This window comes from Paenibacillus sp. HB172176 (assembly GCF_011947265.1).
Classification (GTDB): Bacteria; Bacillota; Bacilli; order Paenibacillales; family Paenibacillaceae; genus Pristimantibacillus.
Map to the genome: position 1 here is coordinate 318,041 of NZ_JAATHD010000001.1, position 18,115 is coordinate 336,155.

An 18,115-nucleotide genomic window follows, 5' to 3' on the forward strand; every position below is an offset into this window, starting at 1 on the left:
CAGTGGCTCCGGTAGAGCCGTCCGCTCCAGCAGGTCCGGTCGGCCCTTGAGGTCCGGTGGCTCCGACGGGTCCAGTAGCGCCATCGGCGCCGGTTGGCCCTTGAGGACCGTTATCACCAACCGGGCCAGTAGCCCCTACGGGTCCGGTAGCGCCGTCCGCTCCAGTAGATCCGGTCGCCCCTTGAGGTCCAGTGGGTCCAATATCACCAGTAGCCCCAGTGGGTCCGGTAGTGCCGTCCGCGCCGGACGGTCCCGTCGGCCCTTGAGGACCGGTCGGTCCAACATCGCCGGTGGGTCCAGAGGGTCCGGTAGCGCCCTCCGCTCCAGTAGGTCCCGTCGGTCCTTGAGGTCCAGTGGGTCCAATATCGCCAGTGGCTCCGGCGGGTCCGGTCACTCCTTGAGGACCGATTGGTCCAACTTCACCAGTAGCCCCAGTGGGTCCGGTAGAGCCGTCCACTCCAGTAGGTCCGGTCGGCCCTTGAGGTCCAGTGGCGCCAACATCTCCGGTGGCTCCGACGGGTCCAGTAACGCCGTCTGTACCAGTAGCTCCGGTGGATCCAGTAGCGCCTTCTGCACCGGTAGCGCCGTCCGCTCCAGTAGGTCCGGTCATTCCTTGAGGTCCAGTAGCGCCATCGGCGCCGGACGGTCCGGGCGGTCCGGTCGGCCCTTGAGGTCCAGTGGGTCCAATATCGCCTGTGGCCCCGATGGGTCCAGTAGCGCCATCGGTGCCGGTTGGCCCTTGAGGACCGGTATCACCAACCGGTCCAGTAGCCCCTACGAGTCCGGTAGCGCCGTCCGCGCCGGACGGTCCCGTCGGCCCTTGAAGGCCGGTGGGTCCAACATCGCCGGTGGCTCCGACGGGTCCAGTAGTGCCGTCTGCTCCAGTAGGTCCCATCGGCCCTTGAGGACCGGTAGGTCCAATATCGCCGGTGGCTCCGGTAGAGCCGTCCGCTCCAGTAGATCCGGTCACTCCTTGAGGTCCAGTGGGTCCAACATCGCCTGTGGCACCGATGGGTCCAGTATCGCCATCGGCGCCGGTTGGCCCTTGAGGACCGGTATTACCAACCGGGCCAGTAGCCCCAGTGGGTCCGGTAGCGCCATCCGCTCCAGTAGATCCGGTCGCCCCTTGAGGTCCAGTGGGTCCAATATCGCCAGTGGCCCCGATGGGTCCGGTAGAGCCGTCCGTCCCCGTAGGTCCGGACGGTCCCTGAGGACCGGTTGGTCCAACATTGCCGGTGGCTCCGGTAGAGCCGTCCGCTCCAGTAGGTCCGGTCATTCCTTGAGGTCCAGTAGCGCCATCGGCGCCGGACGGTCCCGTCGGCCCTTGAGGACCAGTAGGTCCAATATCGCCAGTAGCCCCGACGGGTCCGGTAGAGCCGTCCGCCCCAGTAGGTCCAACATCGCCAGTAGCTCCGGTCACTCCTTGAGGTCCAGTAGGTCCAACATCACCAGTGGCTCCGGCGGGGCCGATAGCGCCGTCTGCTCCAGTAGGTCCCGTCGATCCCTGAGGACCGGTGGGTCCAATATCGCCGGTGGCTCCGGCGGGTCCAGTAGAGCCATCGGCGCCGGACGGTCCCGTTGGCCCTTGGGGGCCGGTGGGTCCAACATCGCCAGTAGCCCCGGCAGGTCCAGCAGCGCCGTCCGCACCAGTAAGTCCGGTCGGCCCTGTCGGCCCTTGAAGGCCGGTGGGTCCAACATCGCCGGTGGCTCCGACGGGTCCAGTAGTGCCATCTGCTCCAGTAGGTCCGGTCGCCCCTTGAGGGCCGGTTGGTCCAATATCACCAGTAGCCCCAGTGGGTCCGGTAGAGCCGTCCGCACCAGTAAGTCCTGTCGGCCCTTGAGGACCAGTAGGTCCAATATCGCCGGTGGCTCCGGCGGGTCCGGTAGAGCCGTTCGCCCCGGACGGTCCGGTCGGCCCTTGAGGGCCGGTAGGTCCAACATCGCCGGTGGCTCCGACGGGTCCAGTAGCGCCGTCTGCTCCGGTGGGTCCGATATTGCCAGTAGTCCCGGTAGGTCCAGTAGTGCCATCTGCTCCAGTAGGTCCCGTCGACCCTTGAGGGCCGGTAGGTCCAACATCGCCGGTGGCTCCGGTAGAGCCGTCCGCTCCAGCAGGTCCGGTCGGCCCTTGAGGTCCGGTGGCTCCGACGGGTCCAGTAGCGCCATCGGCGCCGGTTGGCCCTTGAGGACCGTTATCACCAACCGGGCCAGTAGCCCCTACGGGTCCGGTAGCGCCGTCCGCTCCAGTAGATCCGGTCGCCCCTTGAGGTCCAGTGGGTCCAATATCACCAGTAGCCCCAGTGGGTCCGGTAGTGCCGTCCGCGCCGGACGGTCCCGTCGGCCCTTGAGGACCGGTCGGTCCAACATCGCCGGTGGCTCCGACGGGTCCAGTAGCGCCGTCTGCTCCGGTGGGTCCGGTCGATCCCTGAGGACCGGTAGGTCCAAGATCGCCAGTAGCCCCAGTGGGTCCGTTAGTGCCGTCCGCCCCGGACGGTCCGGTCGGCCCTTGAGGTCCAGTAGCGCCATCGGCGCCGGATGGTCCGGTTTCTCCTTGAGGTCCAGTGGATCCAACATCACCAGTAGCCCCAGAGGGTCCGGTAGCGCCGTCCACTCCAGTAGGTCCGGTCGGCCCTTGAGGTCCAGTAGATCCAACATCACCAGTAGCCCCAGTGGGTCCAATATCGCCAGTAGCTCCGGCAGGTCCGGTAGAGCCGTCCACTCCAGTAGGTCCGGTCGGCCCTTGGGGGCCAGTGGGTCCAACATCGCCTGTGGCACCGATGGGTCCAGTAGCGCCATCGGAGCCGGTTGGGCCTTGAGGACCGGTATCACCAACCGGTCCAGTAGCCCCAGTGGGTCCGGTAGTGCCGTCCGCCCCGGACGGTCCGGTCGGTCCTTGAGGTCCAGTTGCTCCAATATCGCCAGTGGCCCCGATGGGTCCGGTAGAGCCGTCCGTCCCCGTAGGTCCGGTCGGTCCCTGAGGACCGGTTGGGCCAACATTGCCGGTGGCTCCGGTAGCGCCGTCCGCTCCAGTAGGTCCGGTCATTCCTTGAGGTCCAGTAGCGCCTTCTGCTCCGGTAGCGCCCTCCGCTCCAGTAGGTCCCGTCGGTCCTTGGGGTCCAGTAGGTCCAATATCGCCAGTGGCTCCAGAGGGTCCGGTAGCGCCGTCCACCCCGGACGGTCCCGTCGGCCCTTGAGGACCGGTTGGTCCAACTTCACCAGTAGCCCCAGAGGGTCCAGTAGCGCCGTCCGCTCCAGTAAGTCCGGTCGGCCCCTGAGGTCCAGTTGCGCCATCGGCTCCGGATGGTCCGGTTTCTCCTTGAGGTCCAGTGGATCCAACATCACCAGTAGCCCCAGTGGGTCCGGTAGCGCCGTCTACTCCAGTAGGTCCGGTCGGCCCTTGAGGGCCAATTGGTCCAACATCGCCAGTAGCTCCGAGCGGTCCAGTAGCGCCGTCTGCTCCGGTGGGTCCAGTCGATCCTTGAGGGCCGGTAGGTCCAATATCGCCAGTAGCCCCGACGGGTCCGGTAACGCCGTCCGCTCCAGTGGGTCCGGTCGATCCCTGAGGACCGGTTGGTCCAACATTGCCGGTGGCTCCGACGGGTCCAGTAGCGCCTTCTGCTCCGGTGGGTCCGGTTTCTCCTTGAGGACCGGTGGGTCCAACATCGCCGGTGGCTCCGGTAGCGCCGTCCGCACCGGACGGTCCGGTCGACCCTTGAGGACCGGTAGGTCCAACATTGCCAGTAGCCCCGACGGGTCCGGTAGCGCCTTCTGCTCCGGTGGGTCCGGTCGATCCCTGAGGACCGGTAGGTCCAAGATCGCCAGTAGTCCCGGCAGGTCCAGTAACGCCGTCTGCTCCAGTAGATCCGGTCACTCCTTGAGGTCCGATTGGTCCAACATCACCATTAGCCCCAGTGGGCCCGGTGGCACCGTTCGCTCCGGTCGGTCCGGTCGGCCCTTGAGGACCGGTAGGTCCAACATCGCCAGTATCCCCGAGAGGTCCAGTAGCGCCATCGGCACCGGTTGGCCCTTGAGGGCCGGTGTCACCAACAGGTCCAGTAGCCCCGCCGGGTCCGGTAGCACCGTCCGCCCCGGTCGGTCCCGCCGGCCCTTGAGGACCGGTAGGTCCAATATCGCCAGTAGCCCCAGTGGGTCCAGTAGCGCCGTCTGCTCCGGTCGGTCCTTGTATAACATCTGAAATTTCAAGTCGAACAATTGCAGAGCCCTTTGTTACTTCAATATCTATGGTTTCAGATTCAAAAATTAATTGATCTCCAAGATCTATTGTAGCTGACCCAGTGGGGCCAATCACATTAAATAATGGATTAGTATCAATAGCTCCTGTTGGACCAATCGGCCCTGTTGCCCCCGTTGGACCGGTGTTTCCGTCATGTCCGGGCAGTCCACGTTTCCCTTGATCCCCCTTTGGACCAGTTGAACCTGTAGGGCCAGTGGGGCCTGTCGGACCAATTATTTTGTTGTGATGTTTTCTGCAAGACTTTACATGCTTTTTGCAAAGTTTTCGGCGTTTTGATTTTTGTATTGATTTTGATGTAAATAATAAATTTCTAAACCGGTTTGATTCGCTCATATAATATCGTACTCCTAAGCTGTGATGGTTCTAGTTAATTAATTGTATGTAGGCAACAGCGGATGGGTTATTGGGCCAAGTAAAGTAAATAATTCAAGAACGCACAAAACCTTCGGTTGCAGCCGCTTCGTGTTTAACTACTTTTTGGCGATCTGGAGAACGTCCTTTCAATCCTCAGGCAGGAGCCTCACTTACAACCTTCGCGCAATCCAGTTTTCCTGATTTGAAACGAGAATTCCCGAAGGAAGTAAACAGTATCGCATTACATAGGCGGTTCGGCATTAAGTTGACGCATAGTATCAATGCTTTAAAAAACAGAATCATTCACCGCGCTTCAAAAATACGTCAAGTCAAACCGAAATGCGCGGCAAAACATAAGTTCGATGACATTGTAATCAAGCAGTAGGAACTGTTGAAACCGCTGGAAGCGCTCGGAGTACAATTTTTTGAGGGGGAAATAATCATACGAATTTGCTCTTTGAGGAGCTGTAATCCAATAATCCCCACGTCTGAAAGGTTACTGGAGTGTTTATTTGCACAATAAAAAAACTCCCTTTGAGAGTTTTCTCAGAGGGAGTTTTATAAAGAAAGTTTACTCTGAAATTTGATGCATGGACCACGTAATTGGCGCATCTGGTCCGCCGAGGTCAAGAGAAATCGTTAAACCATCGGCTACATAGAAGAGGCCAACTGTTTCACCTGCTGTAAGTTCCACATCTCCTGAAAGAGTCACAGTACCATTACCAAGGACTGTTCTAAGTGTAAGAACTAGAGCAACGTTGACGTTCAATACTGGGAATAGTCCAGTTACAAGATCTGTCGAATCAGTAATTCTCGTTACAGTGAAAGCTGGATTTATTCCTGCTCCTAAACTGACGGTAATAGCTGCTGTTGTTGTGTAACTAACAGTTGCTTCAATAGCATATCTACCAGTTGCCGGCACAGTAAAGGTTCCGCTAGTTGTGTCAAATCCAGCATTTCCATAATAAGGGGAAGCGGTGCTCCACCCTCCAAGTTGAGTTGAAGCAGAGACACTCGAAGCGCCTCGACTAGCGGAAAATCCTTCTGCACCAACGACTGGCCCAGTCTCACCAGTCGGTCCGGTTGGACCAGTAGCGCCGTCCGCGCCAGTCGGCCCTTGAGGTCCGGTCGCGCCGTCTGCGCCAGTCGGCCCTTGAGGTCCGGTGGCGCCGTCTGCGCCAGTCGGCCCTTGAGGTCCGGTCGCGCCGTCTGCGCCAGTCGGCCCTTGAGGTCCGGTGGCGCCGTCTGCGCCAGTCGGCCCTTGAGATCCGGTCGCGCCGTCTGCACCAGTCGGCCCTTGAGGTCCGGTGGCGCCGTCCGCGCCAGTCGGCCCTTGAGGTCCGGTCGCGCCGTCTGCACCAGTCGGCCCTTGAGGTCCGGTGGCGCCGTCCGCGCCAGTCGGCCCTTGAGGTCCGGTCGCGCCGTCCGCGCCCGTCGGTCCTTGAGGTCCAGTCGCACCATCAGCACCCGTGGCGCCAGTCGCACCAGTCGCGCCAGTCACGCCGTCCGCGCCCGTCGGTCCTTGAGGTCCGGTCGCGCCATCAGCACCCGTGGCGCCAGTAGCACCAGTCGCGCCAGTCGCGCCGTCCGCGCCAGTCGGTCCTTGAGGTCCGGTCGCACCATCAGCACCCGTGGCGCCAGTAGCACCAGTCGCGCCAGTCGCGCCGTCCGCGCCTGTGGCGCCCGTGGCACCAGTCGGTCCAGTCACGCCGTCCGCGCCCGTCGGTCCTTGAGGTCCGGTCGCGCCATCAGCACCCGTGGCGCCCGTGGCGCCCGTGGCACCAGTCGCGCCAGTCACGCCGTCCGCGCCCGTCGGTCCTTGAGGTCCGGTCGCGCCATCAGCACCCGTGGCGCCCGTGGCACCAGTAGCGCCAGTTACGCCGTCCGTGCCCGTTGGCCCTTGAGGTCCGGTCGCACCATCAGCACCCGTGGAGCCAGTCGCACCAGTCGCACCAGTCGCGCCGTCCGCGCCTGTGGAGCCAGTAGCACCAGTCGCGCCAGTAGTGCCGTCCGCGCCCGTCGGCCCTTGAGGTCCGGTCGCACCATCAGCACCCGTGGAGCCAGTAGCACCAGTAGCGCCGTCCGCGCCTGTGGCACCCGTGGCACCAGTAGCGCCAGTTACGCCGTCCGTGCCCGTTGGCCCTTGAGGTCCGGTCGCACCATCAGCACCCGTGGAGCCAGTAGCACCAGTCGCACCAGTAGCGCCGTCCGCGCCTGTGGCACCCGTGGCACCAGTAGCGCCAGTCACGCCGTCCGTGCCCGTTGGCCCTTGAGGTCCGGTCGCACCATCAGCACCCGTGGAGCCAGTAGCACCAGTAGCGCCGTCCGCGCCTGTGGCGCCCGTGGCACCAGTAGCACCAGTTACGCCGTCCGTGCCCGTTGGCCCTTGAGGTCCGGTCGCACCATCAGCACCCGTGGAGCCAGTAGCACCAGTAGCACCAGTAGCGCCGTCCGCGCCTGTGGCGCCCGTGGCACCAGTAGCACCAGTTACGCCGTCCGCGCCCGTCGGTCCTTGAGGTCCGGTCGCACCAGTAGCGCCGTCCGCGCCTGTGGCACCCGTGGCACCAGTCGCGCCAGTCACGCCGTCCGTGCCCGTCGGTCCAGTAGGTCCGGTCGCGCCATCAGCACCCGTGACACCAGTCGCGCCGTCCGCGCCTGTGGCGCCCGTGGCACCAGTCGCGCCAGTTACGCCGTCCGTGCCCGTCGGCCCTTGAGGTCCGGTCGCACCATCAGCACCCGTGGCGCCAGTAGCACCCGTGGCACCAGTAGCGCCGTCCGCGCCTGTGGCACCCGTGGCACCAGTCACGCCGTCAGCGCCCGTCGGTCCTTGAGGTCCGGTCGCGCCATCAGTACCCGTGGCGCCCGTGGCACCAGTAGCGCCAGTCACGCCGTCCGTGCCCGTCGGTCCAGTAGGTCCGGTCGCACCATCAGCTCCCGTGGCACCAGTAGCGCCGTCCGCGCCTGTGGCGCCCGTGGCACCAGTCACGCCGTTCGCGCCAGTAGCGCCAGTAGCACCGGTCGGTCCAGCAGGCAAGTCTGTTACTTCCATACTTACAATGGCTGAGCCTTGAGTTACAACGATATCAATCGTGTCGGATTCGAAAATCAAATCTTCACCTAGTCCAACGGTTGCTGAACCTATAGGACCAATGACATTGAATAATGTTCCTGGTTCAATTGATCCAGTGGCGCCTGTAGCCCCCGTAGCGCCGGTCGCGCCTGTAGCCCCTGTAGCCCCTGTAGCGCCAGTTGCTCCAGTGGCGCCGGTAGCGCCATGACGTCCTCGATGGCCGTCGTCCCCTTTTTTTCCGTGTTTACCGCGTGGTCCAGTCGCCCCCGTAGCGCCAGTCGCTCCTGTCGCGCCGGTAGCGCCAGTTGCACCCGTAGGTCCGATTGGTCCTCTGCATCCGCGCGGTCCGCGAATGCAAGTGATTTTCTTGCAGTGTCTCTTTTTGATTGGCTTTTTCTTCTTATGATCGCTGCAACCTTTAGCGTGAGATATAGTAGTTTTTTTCTTTGATAGATTCTTTTTGACTACCCTGACGGGTATGGTCTTTTTGGATGGATTATCCAGTTTGAACACCTCCTTGTAAGCTTCTTTATAGTACGAATTCGTCACAGGATTCGTATGTGCGAATAGGAATAGGCTCTACTACTTTTTCATATTTATCTAAAAATTGTGCGAATGTTGGGGGCGGTCGTTGATAGAAAGGAGGAGAGAATTTAAAAGTTATGTTTTCAAATACAGAAAAAACCTGCATACTCGCTAGTCAAAGCAAGTTTGCAGGTTGACAGATCTTCAATATTTTTATGAGGCGTATCGATTAAATAATGGTAATGCCGGCACTGCCGTATCCAGCTACAGCATTAGCCAAGCTTATTCCGCTAGCGGCAGCAGAGAAAACCAGAAGCAATCTTGTTTCGGAAGCGACAGGTATAGATAATCCTGATAACGTTCCGTTGCTGATCGATCCAATGCTGAGTATTCCCGTTAGCGAAGGGGCGAGAGTTACTGAAGCTCCAGGTATTGGAGAGAAAATATTATCAGGCGTGCTTGAGCCATACAACTGAGCTGTAATTGTGACGGTGGTTCCTACAAGATTGAGAGCTGCCGTCGTGCTGAAATAAGCGGCTATAGATGAGATTATACCGTCACGCGGGACGCTGAAAGCGAAGTTCAGCAAAGTCCCCGCTGCGCCTGTTAAGTCGATGGGAGAGCCGAGAATGCTTGCAACGAGTCCGCTGTTGCCAAATCCAACTAAGCCAACCGTACTTGCTACACCGCTTGTTACAGTTGTTAAAGCGAGCGGGATTCCAGATGAGTAAGGGATAATCGCTCCATCGCTGCTGGCGCCAGTGGGTCCGATTGGGCCTGTTGCGCCATCAGCGCCCGTAGCTCCGGTCGCTCCAGTAGGCCCAGTAGCGCCGGCAACTCCAGTGGCGCCATCAGCGCCAGTAGGTCCAGTAGCGCCGGTAGCACCCGTAGCGCCGGTAGACCCGGAAGCGCCGGCAACTCCAGTAGCGCCATCAGCGCCAGTAGGTCCAGTAGCGCCGGCAACTCCAGTAGCGCCATCAGCGCCAGTAGGTCCAGTAGCGCCGGTAGCACCCGTAGTGCCAGTAGGTCCAGTAGCGCCGGCAACTCCAGTGGCGCCATCAGCGCCAGTAGGTCCAGTAGCGCCGGTAGCACCCGTAGCGCCTGCAGTCCCTGCGGCTCCAGTTGCGCCAGTCGTGCCAGCGCCTGTTGCCCCGGTAGCACCTGTTGGACCTGTCGCGCCTACAGGTCCTTGCGCCCCCATTGGTCCTGCTGGTCCTTCTGGTCCCTGCAAGCCGGCGGGTCCTTGTGACCCGACTTCACCTTGCGGCCCTTGGGCTCCAACAGGTCCTTGCGGTCCCGCCGCGCCTGTAGCGCCTGTGGGACCGATTAACCCTTGAGGTCCTTGCCCCCCTTGAGGTCCTTGCGGTCCGGCAACTCCTTGCGGCCCAACTGGCCCCTGCGGTCCAACGGCGCCTTGCGGTCCTTCGGGTCCGGCCGGTCCCGAAGGACCGACGTTGCCTTGAATGCCTTGAGGTCCTTGCGGTCCGACTGCGCCTTGAGCTCCCTGCGGCCCCTGCGGCCCGACTGGACCTTGGGCGCCAGTAGCGCCGGTAGCTCCTATCGGACCTGGCGGTCCGCCGGAAGGTCCTGTCGCGCCTGTCGCGCCGGTAGCACCCGCTGGTCCGGCAGCGCCTGCTGGTCCTGCTGGTCCTGCCGATCCTGTCGGTCCAGTAGCGCCGGTATGCCCGCGTTTTCCCCGGTCCCCGTCGTCTCCTTTCTTGCCGCGCGGTCCTGTTTCGCCTGTCGCGCCGGTAGCTCCAGTCGGTCCCGCCGGACCTTGTTCACCGGTAGCGCCTGTAGGTCCGGGCTCGCAGCAATGCCTTCTTCCGCCGCCGGCAACCTCGACGAAATCCGGATTTATTCGCTTGCCTCTCACAATAATTCTTTTTCTTCTAGTCTGCGGCGAGAGTTTACCTGATCGTTTGCGCTTTCCCAAAGTTTTGCGAGCGCTAATCAGAATCTTACCTTTTATCGCTTTGAGATGTTTCTTATTGGGATGATATGAGTAATTCAGCGTGAGCACCTCCTCTAATGTCACACTATTGTATGGGCGAATGCTTGAATGTGATTGGGTTCAAGGACAAATGCGGGTAGGCGAATGACTATTTTTTAGAAAATGTGCGTTTGCCTAATAATGTTTCGCGATACATATGGACAGAGGGGGGGGAATCAAGTAACATGTCTGTATTCGATAGCAAGCTATGTTTTCGCATGACTGAAATAGAAGAGATGAACCGCTTTTTAAGGAGAGATCAGCTTGTCAGACGATTTATTGCTCACCTTTCGATCGCCGCCGCTGCCTTTTTTCGTAGAATCGAATCGCCTGACTTATCAAGCCGGGGAGGAACATCCGAACCGCACGAATTTGGGCGTGTTCGATATGCTGTTCGTCAATGAGGGCACGCTGTTTGTTGCGGAGGAAGATTATAAATGGGAGCTGCGTCCCGGCGACGTGCTCATCCTGCGGCCGGACCGCTGGCATTATTCGTACCGTCCTTGTTCGGAGCGGACGGTTTTTGATTGGGTACATTTCCAGACGGTGGGGGCGTGGGAGGAGACGGAAGAGCATCAGCACAGCTCGATTCGAGGAGACTACTATACCTACGCGATTCGCGTGCCGAAGCGCATGAAGCTAAAATATCCGGACGAAGCCCGGCAGATTTTCTCACAGCTGCATGAAGCGGCCAAGAGCTCTTCGCATGGAGCATTCTGGGATCGGCAGCAGCGTTTTCTGCATCTGTTGCAAATGCTCGACGAGGGCTGGCGCTCCGATGCCGCCAAAGCTGCCGTCTCCGTGGCGGAACGAGCGGCGGCTTATTTGAAGCTGAATTATCGCGCGGCGGTCAGCAATTCGATGTTAAGCGAAGTATTGGAGCTTCATACCAATTATATTACCCGTTGCATGACCGAGGTGTTCGGCTGCACGCCTCAGCAGTATTTGCTCTATTATCGCCTCGATCAGGCGAAGCTGCTGCTCATCAAGACGGATTGGACGATCGCGAGAGTAGCCGAGGAGACCGGATTTCGTCAGACTCCGCATTTCTCGAGGCTGTTTGCGGCGCACACGGGAATGCCGCCTCTGAAATTCCGAAAGCGTTTTACGACTTGATGGAAATTTGATTTGAATCGGAAACGGAGGGAATAGATGCATAAAATTCCGCGGGTTAACAAAAACTGGATTCAATGACGCGTTTTTTTGCGCTTAAAGGAGCGATTGCGATGATTGAACGGTTTTCGTTGACGGCGGAAATTGGAGATTTGATGGAGAAATTCGATATTGATCGAATTGAAAGGGGCCATGAGAAAAGATTTAACATATCGCCGACCCAGAATGTGTCTATTGTGATGAACGACAGGCATAATGTCCGTGTACTGCAAGAATCGAGATGGGGTTTGTTCCCGTTCTGGGCGATGGACTCGGTGAACGTCGATCATGAAGCGTTGCCGAGCAAGCCTTTCCTGCAGCGAATGTTGCGAAGACAGAGATGCGTGCTTCCTTGCAGCGGCTTCTATGGTCAGAAGAGATTCGGCAATGAGCGCGATCCGAGAACGATGCATGTGATTGTGCCGAATCAGCCTTTGCTTGGCATTGCGGGCATCTACGATTGCTGGCGTCACGTCAACGGTCAGGAGGTACGCGCCTTTACGATGCTGACTGCCGCGGCTGCGGGCGCGATGTCCGGCTGGATGCCTCAGGTGCCGGTTATTTTGGACGAAGAGGGGGTCGAAGACTGGCTTGATCCGCGAATTACCGAGTTCAGCCGGCTTCGCAAGCATCTTGAAGCTCTGGAAGGTTACTTGATGAGGGCTTATCCGGTAACGAATGCCGTGCAAGACGAGTGCTATGAAGCGCCTGATTGCATCAATGAGATTCGACCGGATTTTGCTTAAGCCGCGTTGGCGGGACAGATCTTTCACTCAGAGCCGAGGGAGTCCGGGAGCCGATGCAGGATTTGCGGCGCTGGAATCTGACCGGCTGATGTCGGACCCGTAGTTTATTGATTATGAGTGTGGACCTTACACCTGCCTTGGGGCGGGTTGTAAGGTTTTTTCATAGATATAGCATTTATAAAATGCCAGTGTGGAGTTGTTTGCTTTCCTGGTCGACTCGACCAGGATCGGACGACGGAGATTCTCCACTCCGCGCACTTCAAGCGCTGCAAGTCGATTATATCGACTTGTAGCCCTGTTTCCGTGTACTTCAAGCGCTGCAAGTCGATTATATCGACTTGTAGCCCTGTTTCCGTGTACTTCAAGCGCTGCAAGTCGATTATATCGACTTGTAGCCCTGTTTCCGCGTACTTCAAGCGCTACAAGTCGATTATATCGACTTGTAGCCCTGTTTCCGTGTACTTAAAGGGCTGCAAGTTAATTTTATCGACTTGCGGCCCCGTTTCCGCGCACTTCATCATTGTGCATGCGCCCGATCTCTGCTGTAAGCAGAGGCACCACCTCGAACAAATCTCCTACGATGCTGTAATCCGCGACTCCAAAAATAGGCGCGTCGGGATCCTTGTTGATGGCAACGATCGTATGCGACTGGCTCATGCCGGCCAGGTGCTGAATGGCGCCGCTGATGCCGCAGGCAATATAAAGCTTGGGCGTGACCACTTTGCCTGTCTGCCCAATCTGCAGCGCATAGTCGCAATAGCCTGCGTCGCATGCGGCGCGGGAGGCGCCGACGGCTCCGCCAAGCGCGTCGGCAAGCGCTTGCAGCGGCGCGAATCCCTCCGCGCTGCGCACGCCCCTGCCGCCGGACACGACAATGTCGGCCTCGGCTAGGTCCAGACCGTGGGCGGTGCGCTTCACGACGCCGCGCACCAAGGTAAGCAGCGGCGGCGCCGAGAAGCGAAGCTCGACGACTGTGCCGCTGCGCCCGCCGGCGTCCATAGGCTCCGCCGGCGGCAAATTATTCGGGCGCACCGTGACGACCCACGGCCTGCCCGGCAAGAAGCTTCGCCGCTCGAACGCCTTGCCGGCGTAGAGCGGGCGGAGGAAGCGGACGTCGTGGCCATCAGCGCCTGGCTCGATGGCGATGACGTCCGCGATGTGGCCGGCGCCGATCGCTGCGGCCACGCGGGGCGCGAGCTCGCGCCCCGCCGGGGTATGGCCGAGCAGCACGGCGTCCGGCCGGGCCGCAGAGACGGCCGCGCCCAGGACGGCGAGGTATGCCTCGGGCGCGTAGCTGCTTAGGGCGGGATCGTCGGCGACATGCACGACATCCGCCCCTCGCGCGATCAGCGCGGCCGCTTCATCGGCCGCGCCGCCGGAGCAGGCGAGGACGGCATGGACCGCGCCGTCCTGGCCGGCGAGCCGCCGGGCGGCGCCAAGCGCCTCGAGCGCAACTCGGCGCAGCGCGCTTCCGCGGCATTCGGCGTACACAAGAATGGTTCTTGACATGGGCAATGCTCCTCTCCGCTGGTCTAGTTTTCGATAGGCTTGCTTGTTTCTTTCAAATCTGATTGCCTGCTTGATCTGGCGGGCCAATAGAGCTGGAAATCGGCTCTATTTCAAGAAACAGCCTCGGCGGTGAGCCAATAGAGCTGAAAATAAGCACTATTTCAATCGGCCCGCAAGGAATCGGCAGCCTCCGTCATTCGATAGACAAGAAGCTAACGAGACAGGTTAACTGCAGCATAGAGAACAAGCTTGCGTGATGATCGGATCGTGTGCCGTGTAAGCAAATTTGATGCATTAAGCTTTACAGCACTTTAGCCTCCGTCCGCAGCATCTCGATTAATGCGGCAGCCTGCTCCTCAGGAGTGCCGCCGATGCGTTTGCCTGCGGCGCGAGGGGGAGGGGGAAGGAGCTCCGAACGGACCGTTCGGGGAGCGGTAATGCCGCTCGACCTGCGAGAAAAGGCTGCTCCTCTGCCCGCCTGCTCGTCTACTTCTCCTTCCGCTCGCATCTGCGGATTCCCGTCTGCCACAGCATCGCCGCCCGGTGCCGTCCCGCTTGTACCGTGAATTTCATCCGAATCTGCGTCCTCGGCAATCCGTGGAAGCTCATCCGGCATGATGATCTTTTGCGGCTTGCGCTTCGCTTTCATGATGCCGGGAAGCGAGGGATAGCGCGGTTCGTTCAACCCTTGCTGAGCCGTGATGAGAGCGGGCAAGGGAATGACGACCGTCTCGGTGTCGCCTTCATTATCCCGTTCAACGAGCGCCAGCACCGCATCCTCGCTCAGACCTCCGGCGAATCGCCCCCAAGCCTCATTCGCGGCGTTCGCCGAACTTCCGTCTCGCCGGGAAGCTTGCCCGGATGCGTTCGTCGAACTTCCGTCTCGCTCGGAAGCTTGCCCGGATGCGTTCGCCGAACTTCCGTCTTGCCCGGAAGCTTGCCCGGATGCGTTCGCCGAACTTCCGTCTCGCCGGGAAGCTTGCCCGGATGCGTTCGTCGAACTTCCATCTCGCCGGGAAGCTTGCCCCGAAGCGTTCGCCGAACTTCCGTCTCGCTCGGAAGCTTGCCCCGAAGCGTTCGCCGGACCTCCGTCTCGCTCGGAAGCTTGCCCCGAAGCGTTCGCCGGACCTCCGTCGCCGGGCTGATCAAGTCCCAGCGCCGCCCTCGTGCCGAGCGTCACCTTGGTCGCCGCCGAGACATGGGGGAGGCCGAGCCGCTCGGCGATCTGAAGCGCAACGCTGCCCGAGCCGGTGTCCACGGCGAACAAGCCGGCCAGCAGAAGCTCCGGCTGAAGCGGCTCGACAACCGCGGTTAGCGCGGAGGCAACCGCGTAGCTGTCGTCGGGAAGCTCGTCGGCATGCAGGCGGATGGCTTCATCCGCCCCGATTGCCAGGGCGGTTCGCAAAGCCTCCTGCGACCGCTCTCCCCCGCAAGTGACGGCGATTACCCTCCCGCCATGCTTCTCCTTCAGCCGCAGCGCCTCCTCCAGGGCATATTCGTCATAGGGATTAATGACGAATTTCACCTCGCGCTCGTCGATACCCTGCGGCGTCACGAGTATTTTCTCCTCCGTATCGAAGGTTTGCTTGATAAGCACCACAATCGTTTCCATAATGAGCCTCCTGTCTGCTCCCTGCATTACTGTCCATCACTCCCACCATATGACGCGGCCGAGGGGATTAGACCGTCTGCGAATCAAGCCAAAACAAGTATGTTCATCCCATTCGAGTCATATATATGGATCACCGCGCTTATTTTTGAAAGCGCTTTAACGCTTGTCCAAATCTGTCGAATGGACGAAGGAGGACATCTGCGAATGCTGGACTTAAGAATGATGACGGAGAGCTTGGCGGCAGAGACGGTCCCAGGTTTGTATTCTTCAGTGAATGCCCGGCCGTTAGGGGATGCGCATGCAGGGCTGCACGCGGGGGCGGGAACGGATTTCATAGCTGTCCTGTGGCTGCGAGCGGGTGAAATACAGGCGGCGCCGATTTTACGCTGGATTTTGTTTGTAGTCGTCACGGCTTGCGCGGCAGGGATGACGATAGAAGTTGTGCGTAGAAGAATAGCCTATATAAGACTGGGCGCGCCTGCCATATTCGAGAGGCATCGCCCTTCCGGCAAGGAAAGAAGCTTCGGCCGCGAGGTGTTCGGACAGCGCAAGCTTCTGAAGGATATTCGCAGCGGCATCATGCATGTGATTTATTTCTACGGCTTTATGGTTCTGCAGTTTGGGGCGCTCGATCTCATCTGGAAAGGGCTTAGCGAAGGCGAGCCTTTGCCGCTTCCCTATTATGGCTATTTCGCCTGGTTCCAAGAAATAACGGCCTGTCTTGTTCTGTTGGCAGTGCTCTATGGCGCGTTCAGACGCTACGGGGAGAAGCTGCCGAGGCTGAAGAGAGGCTGGAAGGCCTCGCTCGTTCTGTGGTTCATCGGCGGGTTGATGCTTACCGTGCTGTTCTCCGGCGCTTTCGAGCGGGTGGCGAAGAGCGGAGGGGAAAGCGCATCGGCGAACGCACCGCCAGCGGAAGAACGTATGGCGCTTGTAAGCGCACCGCCAGCGGAAGAACGTATGGTGCTTGTGAACGCAACGCAATCGGACGCAGGAATGTCGCTTGTGAACGCAGTCCAATCGGACGCAGGAATGGCGCCTGTAGACGCAACGCAAGCGGCTCAAGATGCGGCATCTATGCAGGCGGCGCTCACCGGCGCTGGTCTTGCATCGGCGAACACTGCACATAGCCTGTCGGACGATGCGACGCATGCACAACAGATCAGCGGCGAACTCCTCTCCGCCAGGTATGCGCCGGTCAGCGCCGGCATAGCCCATCTTTTGCTGCGAGCTGGCGTGGAAGAGAACGGCAAGCTCGCAAGAGCGGGATTTGAGCTTTTTTGGTGGCTGCATCTGCTCATTCTGCTCTCGTTCATGCTTTATGTGCCGCAATCAAAGCATTTCCATCTGCTCGTTGCGCCGGTCAACCTGTGGTATCGAAGGAACGCGCCTCGGGGCAGGCTGAGTCCGCTGAATCTCGAGGACGAGGAAGCGGAGAGCTTCGGAGCGGGGAAGATCGAGCATTTTAGCCAAAAACAGCTTGTCGACCTGTACGCCTGCGTGGAATGCGGAAGATGCACGAATGTGTGTCCGGCGGCAAGCACGGGCAAGCTGCTGTCCCCGATGCATCTCATGATCAAGCTCCGGGATCATCTGACGGAGAAGGGAGCGGCGATTACTTCGAAATCGCCTTGGCTGCCGAGCGCATTTTGGCAAACGGGAGAGAGGGGGAACCACGCGCATGCGATGGGAGCGCTGCTTCCCGCGTGGAGCGGGAGCGGCGGCGAATTGACGGCAGGGGGCAAGGCGTTAAGGACGAATATCACGCCCACAATGGAGGCGCAAGGCTCGACTTGGATGAAGCGGGAAGAGGCAGATCCCCGGGAGCTGGAGCTGATCGGCGACGTGATGAGCGAGGAGGAGCTGTGGGCGTGCACCACCTGCCGCAATTGCGAGGAGCAGTGTCCCGTCGGCAACGAGCATGTGGACAAAATTATCGACATGCGCCGGCATCTCGTTCTAATGCAAGGGAAGCTCCCGACCGACGGCCAACGCGCCTTGCAAAATATTGAAAGACAAGGAAATCCATGGGGCTTGCCCCGAGCGGAGCGCGCAGCATGGATCGACGAATGCGAGCGCAGAACCGGCGTTCGCGTCGATACGATGCAGGAGCGAAGAAGAAGCGGCAAGCTGCCGGCAATCCTGCTCTGGGCGGGCTCGATGGGCGCCTACGATACGAGGAGCAGGCGCGTGCTGTTCGATCTCGTCAGGCTGATGCGGCATGCGGGACTGGACTTCGCCGCGCTTGGCCCGGAGGAGCGCAGCTCCGGCGACACCGCGCGCCGCATCGGCAACGAGCTGTTGTTCCAGGAGCTGTGCAAGGACAATATCGCCTTGCTGCAAAAGTACGAAGTCAGGCATATCGTCACGGCGTGCCCGCATACGTTTAATACGCTGAAGAATGAATATCCCGACTTCGGGCTCGACGCGGCTGTCCGGGTGGAGCATCATACGGAGCTGCTCGCCAGGCTTGTGCGGGATGGCCGGCTTCAGCCGCGCAATACGATCGACGAGAGGGTGACGATTCATGATTCCTGTTACCTCGGCCGCTATAACGATTCCTACGAAGCGCCGCGCGCCTTGCTGCGAAGCATTCCGGGCATCACGGTCCAGGAGATGGAGCGCAGCGGCTCGAACGGCATGTGCTGCGGAGCGGGCGGGGGTCTGATGTGGCTGGAGGAGCGTTCGGGCGCGCGCGTCAATTATGCCAGAACCGCTCAGGCGCTGGAGGTGAAGCCGTCAGTGATCTCCTCGGCGTGCCCGTATTGTTTGACCATGATGGAGGATGGACTGAAGGGCTTGGCGGCGGACGACAAGGTGATTGCGCGCGATGTGGCGGAGCTGCTCGCGGAGAGTGTGCTGGATGATTAAGTGAGGCTTCCTGAGCAGAAGGGAGAGTGTT

At 60.1% G+C, this 18,115-nt stretch carries 8 protein-coding genes and 2 pseudogenes; 4 read left to right on the forward strand and 6 right to left on the reverse strand.

Annotated features, from left to right (window positions below):
* Window positions 1-4,306, reverse strand: a 4,306-nt coding sequence (locus HFP08_RS01285) for a beta strand repeat-containing protein (RefSeq protein ID WP_277345811.1), incomplete at its 3' end; no start/stop codon positions are given.
* A 321-nt stretch (window positions 4,307-4,627) separates the two neighbouring features.
* Here HFP08_RS01285 and HFP08_RS29470 point away from each other — a divergent pair.
* Window positions 4,628-4,807 (forward strand): helix-turn-helix domain-containing protein, encoded by a 180-nt coding sequence (locus HFP08_RS29470; RefSeq protein ID WP_277345812.1) that lies wholly within the window; start codon window positions 4,628-4,630, stop codon window positions 4,805-4,807.
* 370 nt (window positions 4,808-5,177) lie between these two features.
* On the opposite strand, the gene HFP08_RS28950 is transcribed toward HFP08_RS29470, so the two are convergent.
* Both HFP08_RS28950 and HFP08_RS01305 read right to left on the reverse strand, forming a co-directional pair.
* Window positions 5,178-7,715: an NTTRR-F1 domain gene (locus HFP08_RS28950; RefSeq protein WP_481856526.1), complete on the reverse strand. Its 2,538-nt coding sequence runs from the start codon at window positions 7,713-7,715 to the stop codon at window positions 5,178-5,180.
* A gap of 715 nt (window positions 7,716-8,430) precedes the next feature.
* Window positions 8,431-10,077, reverse strand: a complete 1,647-nt coding sequence (locus HFP08_RS01305; RefSeq protein WP_277345813.1) for an exosporium glycoprotein BclB-related protein — start codon at window positions 10,075-10,077, stop codon at window positions 8,431-8,433.
* 381 nt (window positions 10,078-10,458) lie between these two features.
* Between HFP08_RS01305 and HFP08_RS01310 the strand changes: the two genes are divergently transcribed.
* Both HFP08_RS01310 and HFP08_RS01315 read left to right on the forward strand, forming a co-directional pair.
* Window positions 10,459-11,310, forward strand: a complete 852-nt coding sequence (locus HFP08_RS01310; RefSeq protein WP_168118703.1) for a helix-turn-helix transcriptional regulator — start codon at window positions 10,459-10,461, stop codon at window positions 11,308-11,310.
* 110 nt (window positions 11,311-11,420) lie between these two features.
* Window positions 11,421-12,092 (forward strand): SOS response-associated peptidase, encoded by a 672-nt coding sequence (locus HFP08_RS01315; RefSeq protein ID WP_168118704.1) that lies wholly within the window; start codon window positions 11,421-11,423, stop codon window positions 12,090-12,092.
* Window positions 12,093-12,575: 483 nt separating this feature from the next.
* Here HFP08_RS01315 and HFP08_RS01320 read toward each other — a convergent pair whose 3' ends face one another.
* From HFP08_RS01320 to HFP08_RS01330, 3 genes and pseudogenes are all read right to left on the reverse strand, one after another.
* Window positions 12,576-13,601, reverse strand: a complete 1,026-nt coding sequence (locus HFP08_RS01320; protein ID WP_168118705.1) for an electron transfer flavoprotein subunit alpha/FixB family protein — start codon at window positions 13,599-13,601, stop codon at window positions 12,576-12,578.
* A 627-nt stretch (window positions 13,602-14,228) separates the two neighbouring features.
* Window positions 14,229-14,367, reverse strand: a pseudogene (locus HFP08_RS01325) (electron transfer flavoprotein subunit beta); the annotation flags it as partial.
* A gap of 366 nt (window positions 14,368-14,733) precedes the next feature.
* Window positions 14,734-15,240 (reverse strand): annotated as a pseudogene (locus HFP08_RS01330) (electron transfer flavoprotein subunit beta/FixA family protein); the annotation flags it as partial.
* A gap of 177 nt (window positions 15,241-15,417) precedes the next feature.
* Between HFP08_RS01330 and HFP08_RS01335 the strand changes: the two are divergent.
* On the forward strand, window positions 15,418-18,084 hold the full coding sequence (locus tag HFP08_RS01335; RefSeq protein ID WP_240940993.1) for a (Fe-S)-binding protein: 2,667 nt from the start codon (window positions 15,418-15,420) through the stop codon (window positions 18,082-18,084).
* Window positions 18,085-18,115: the final 31 nt, after the last annotated feature.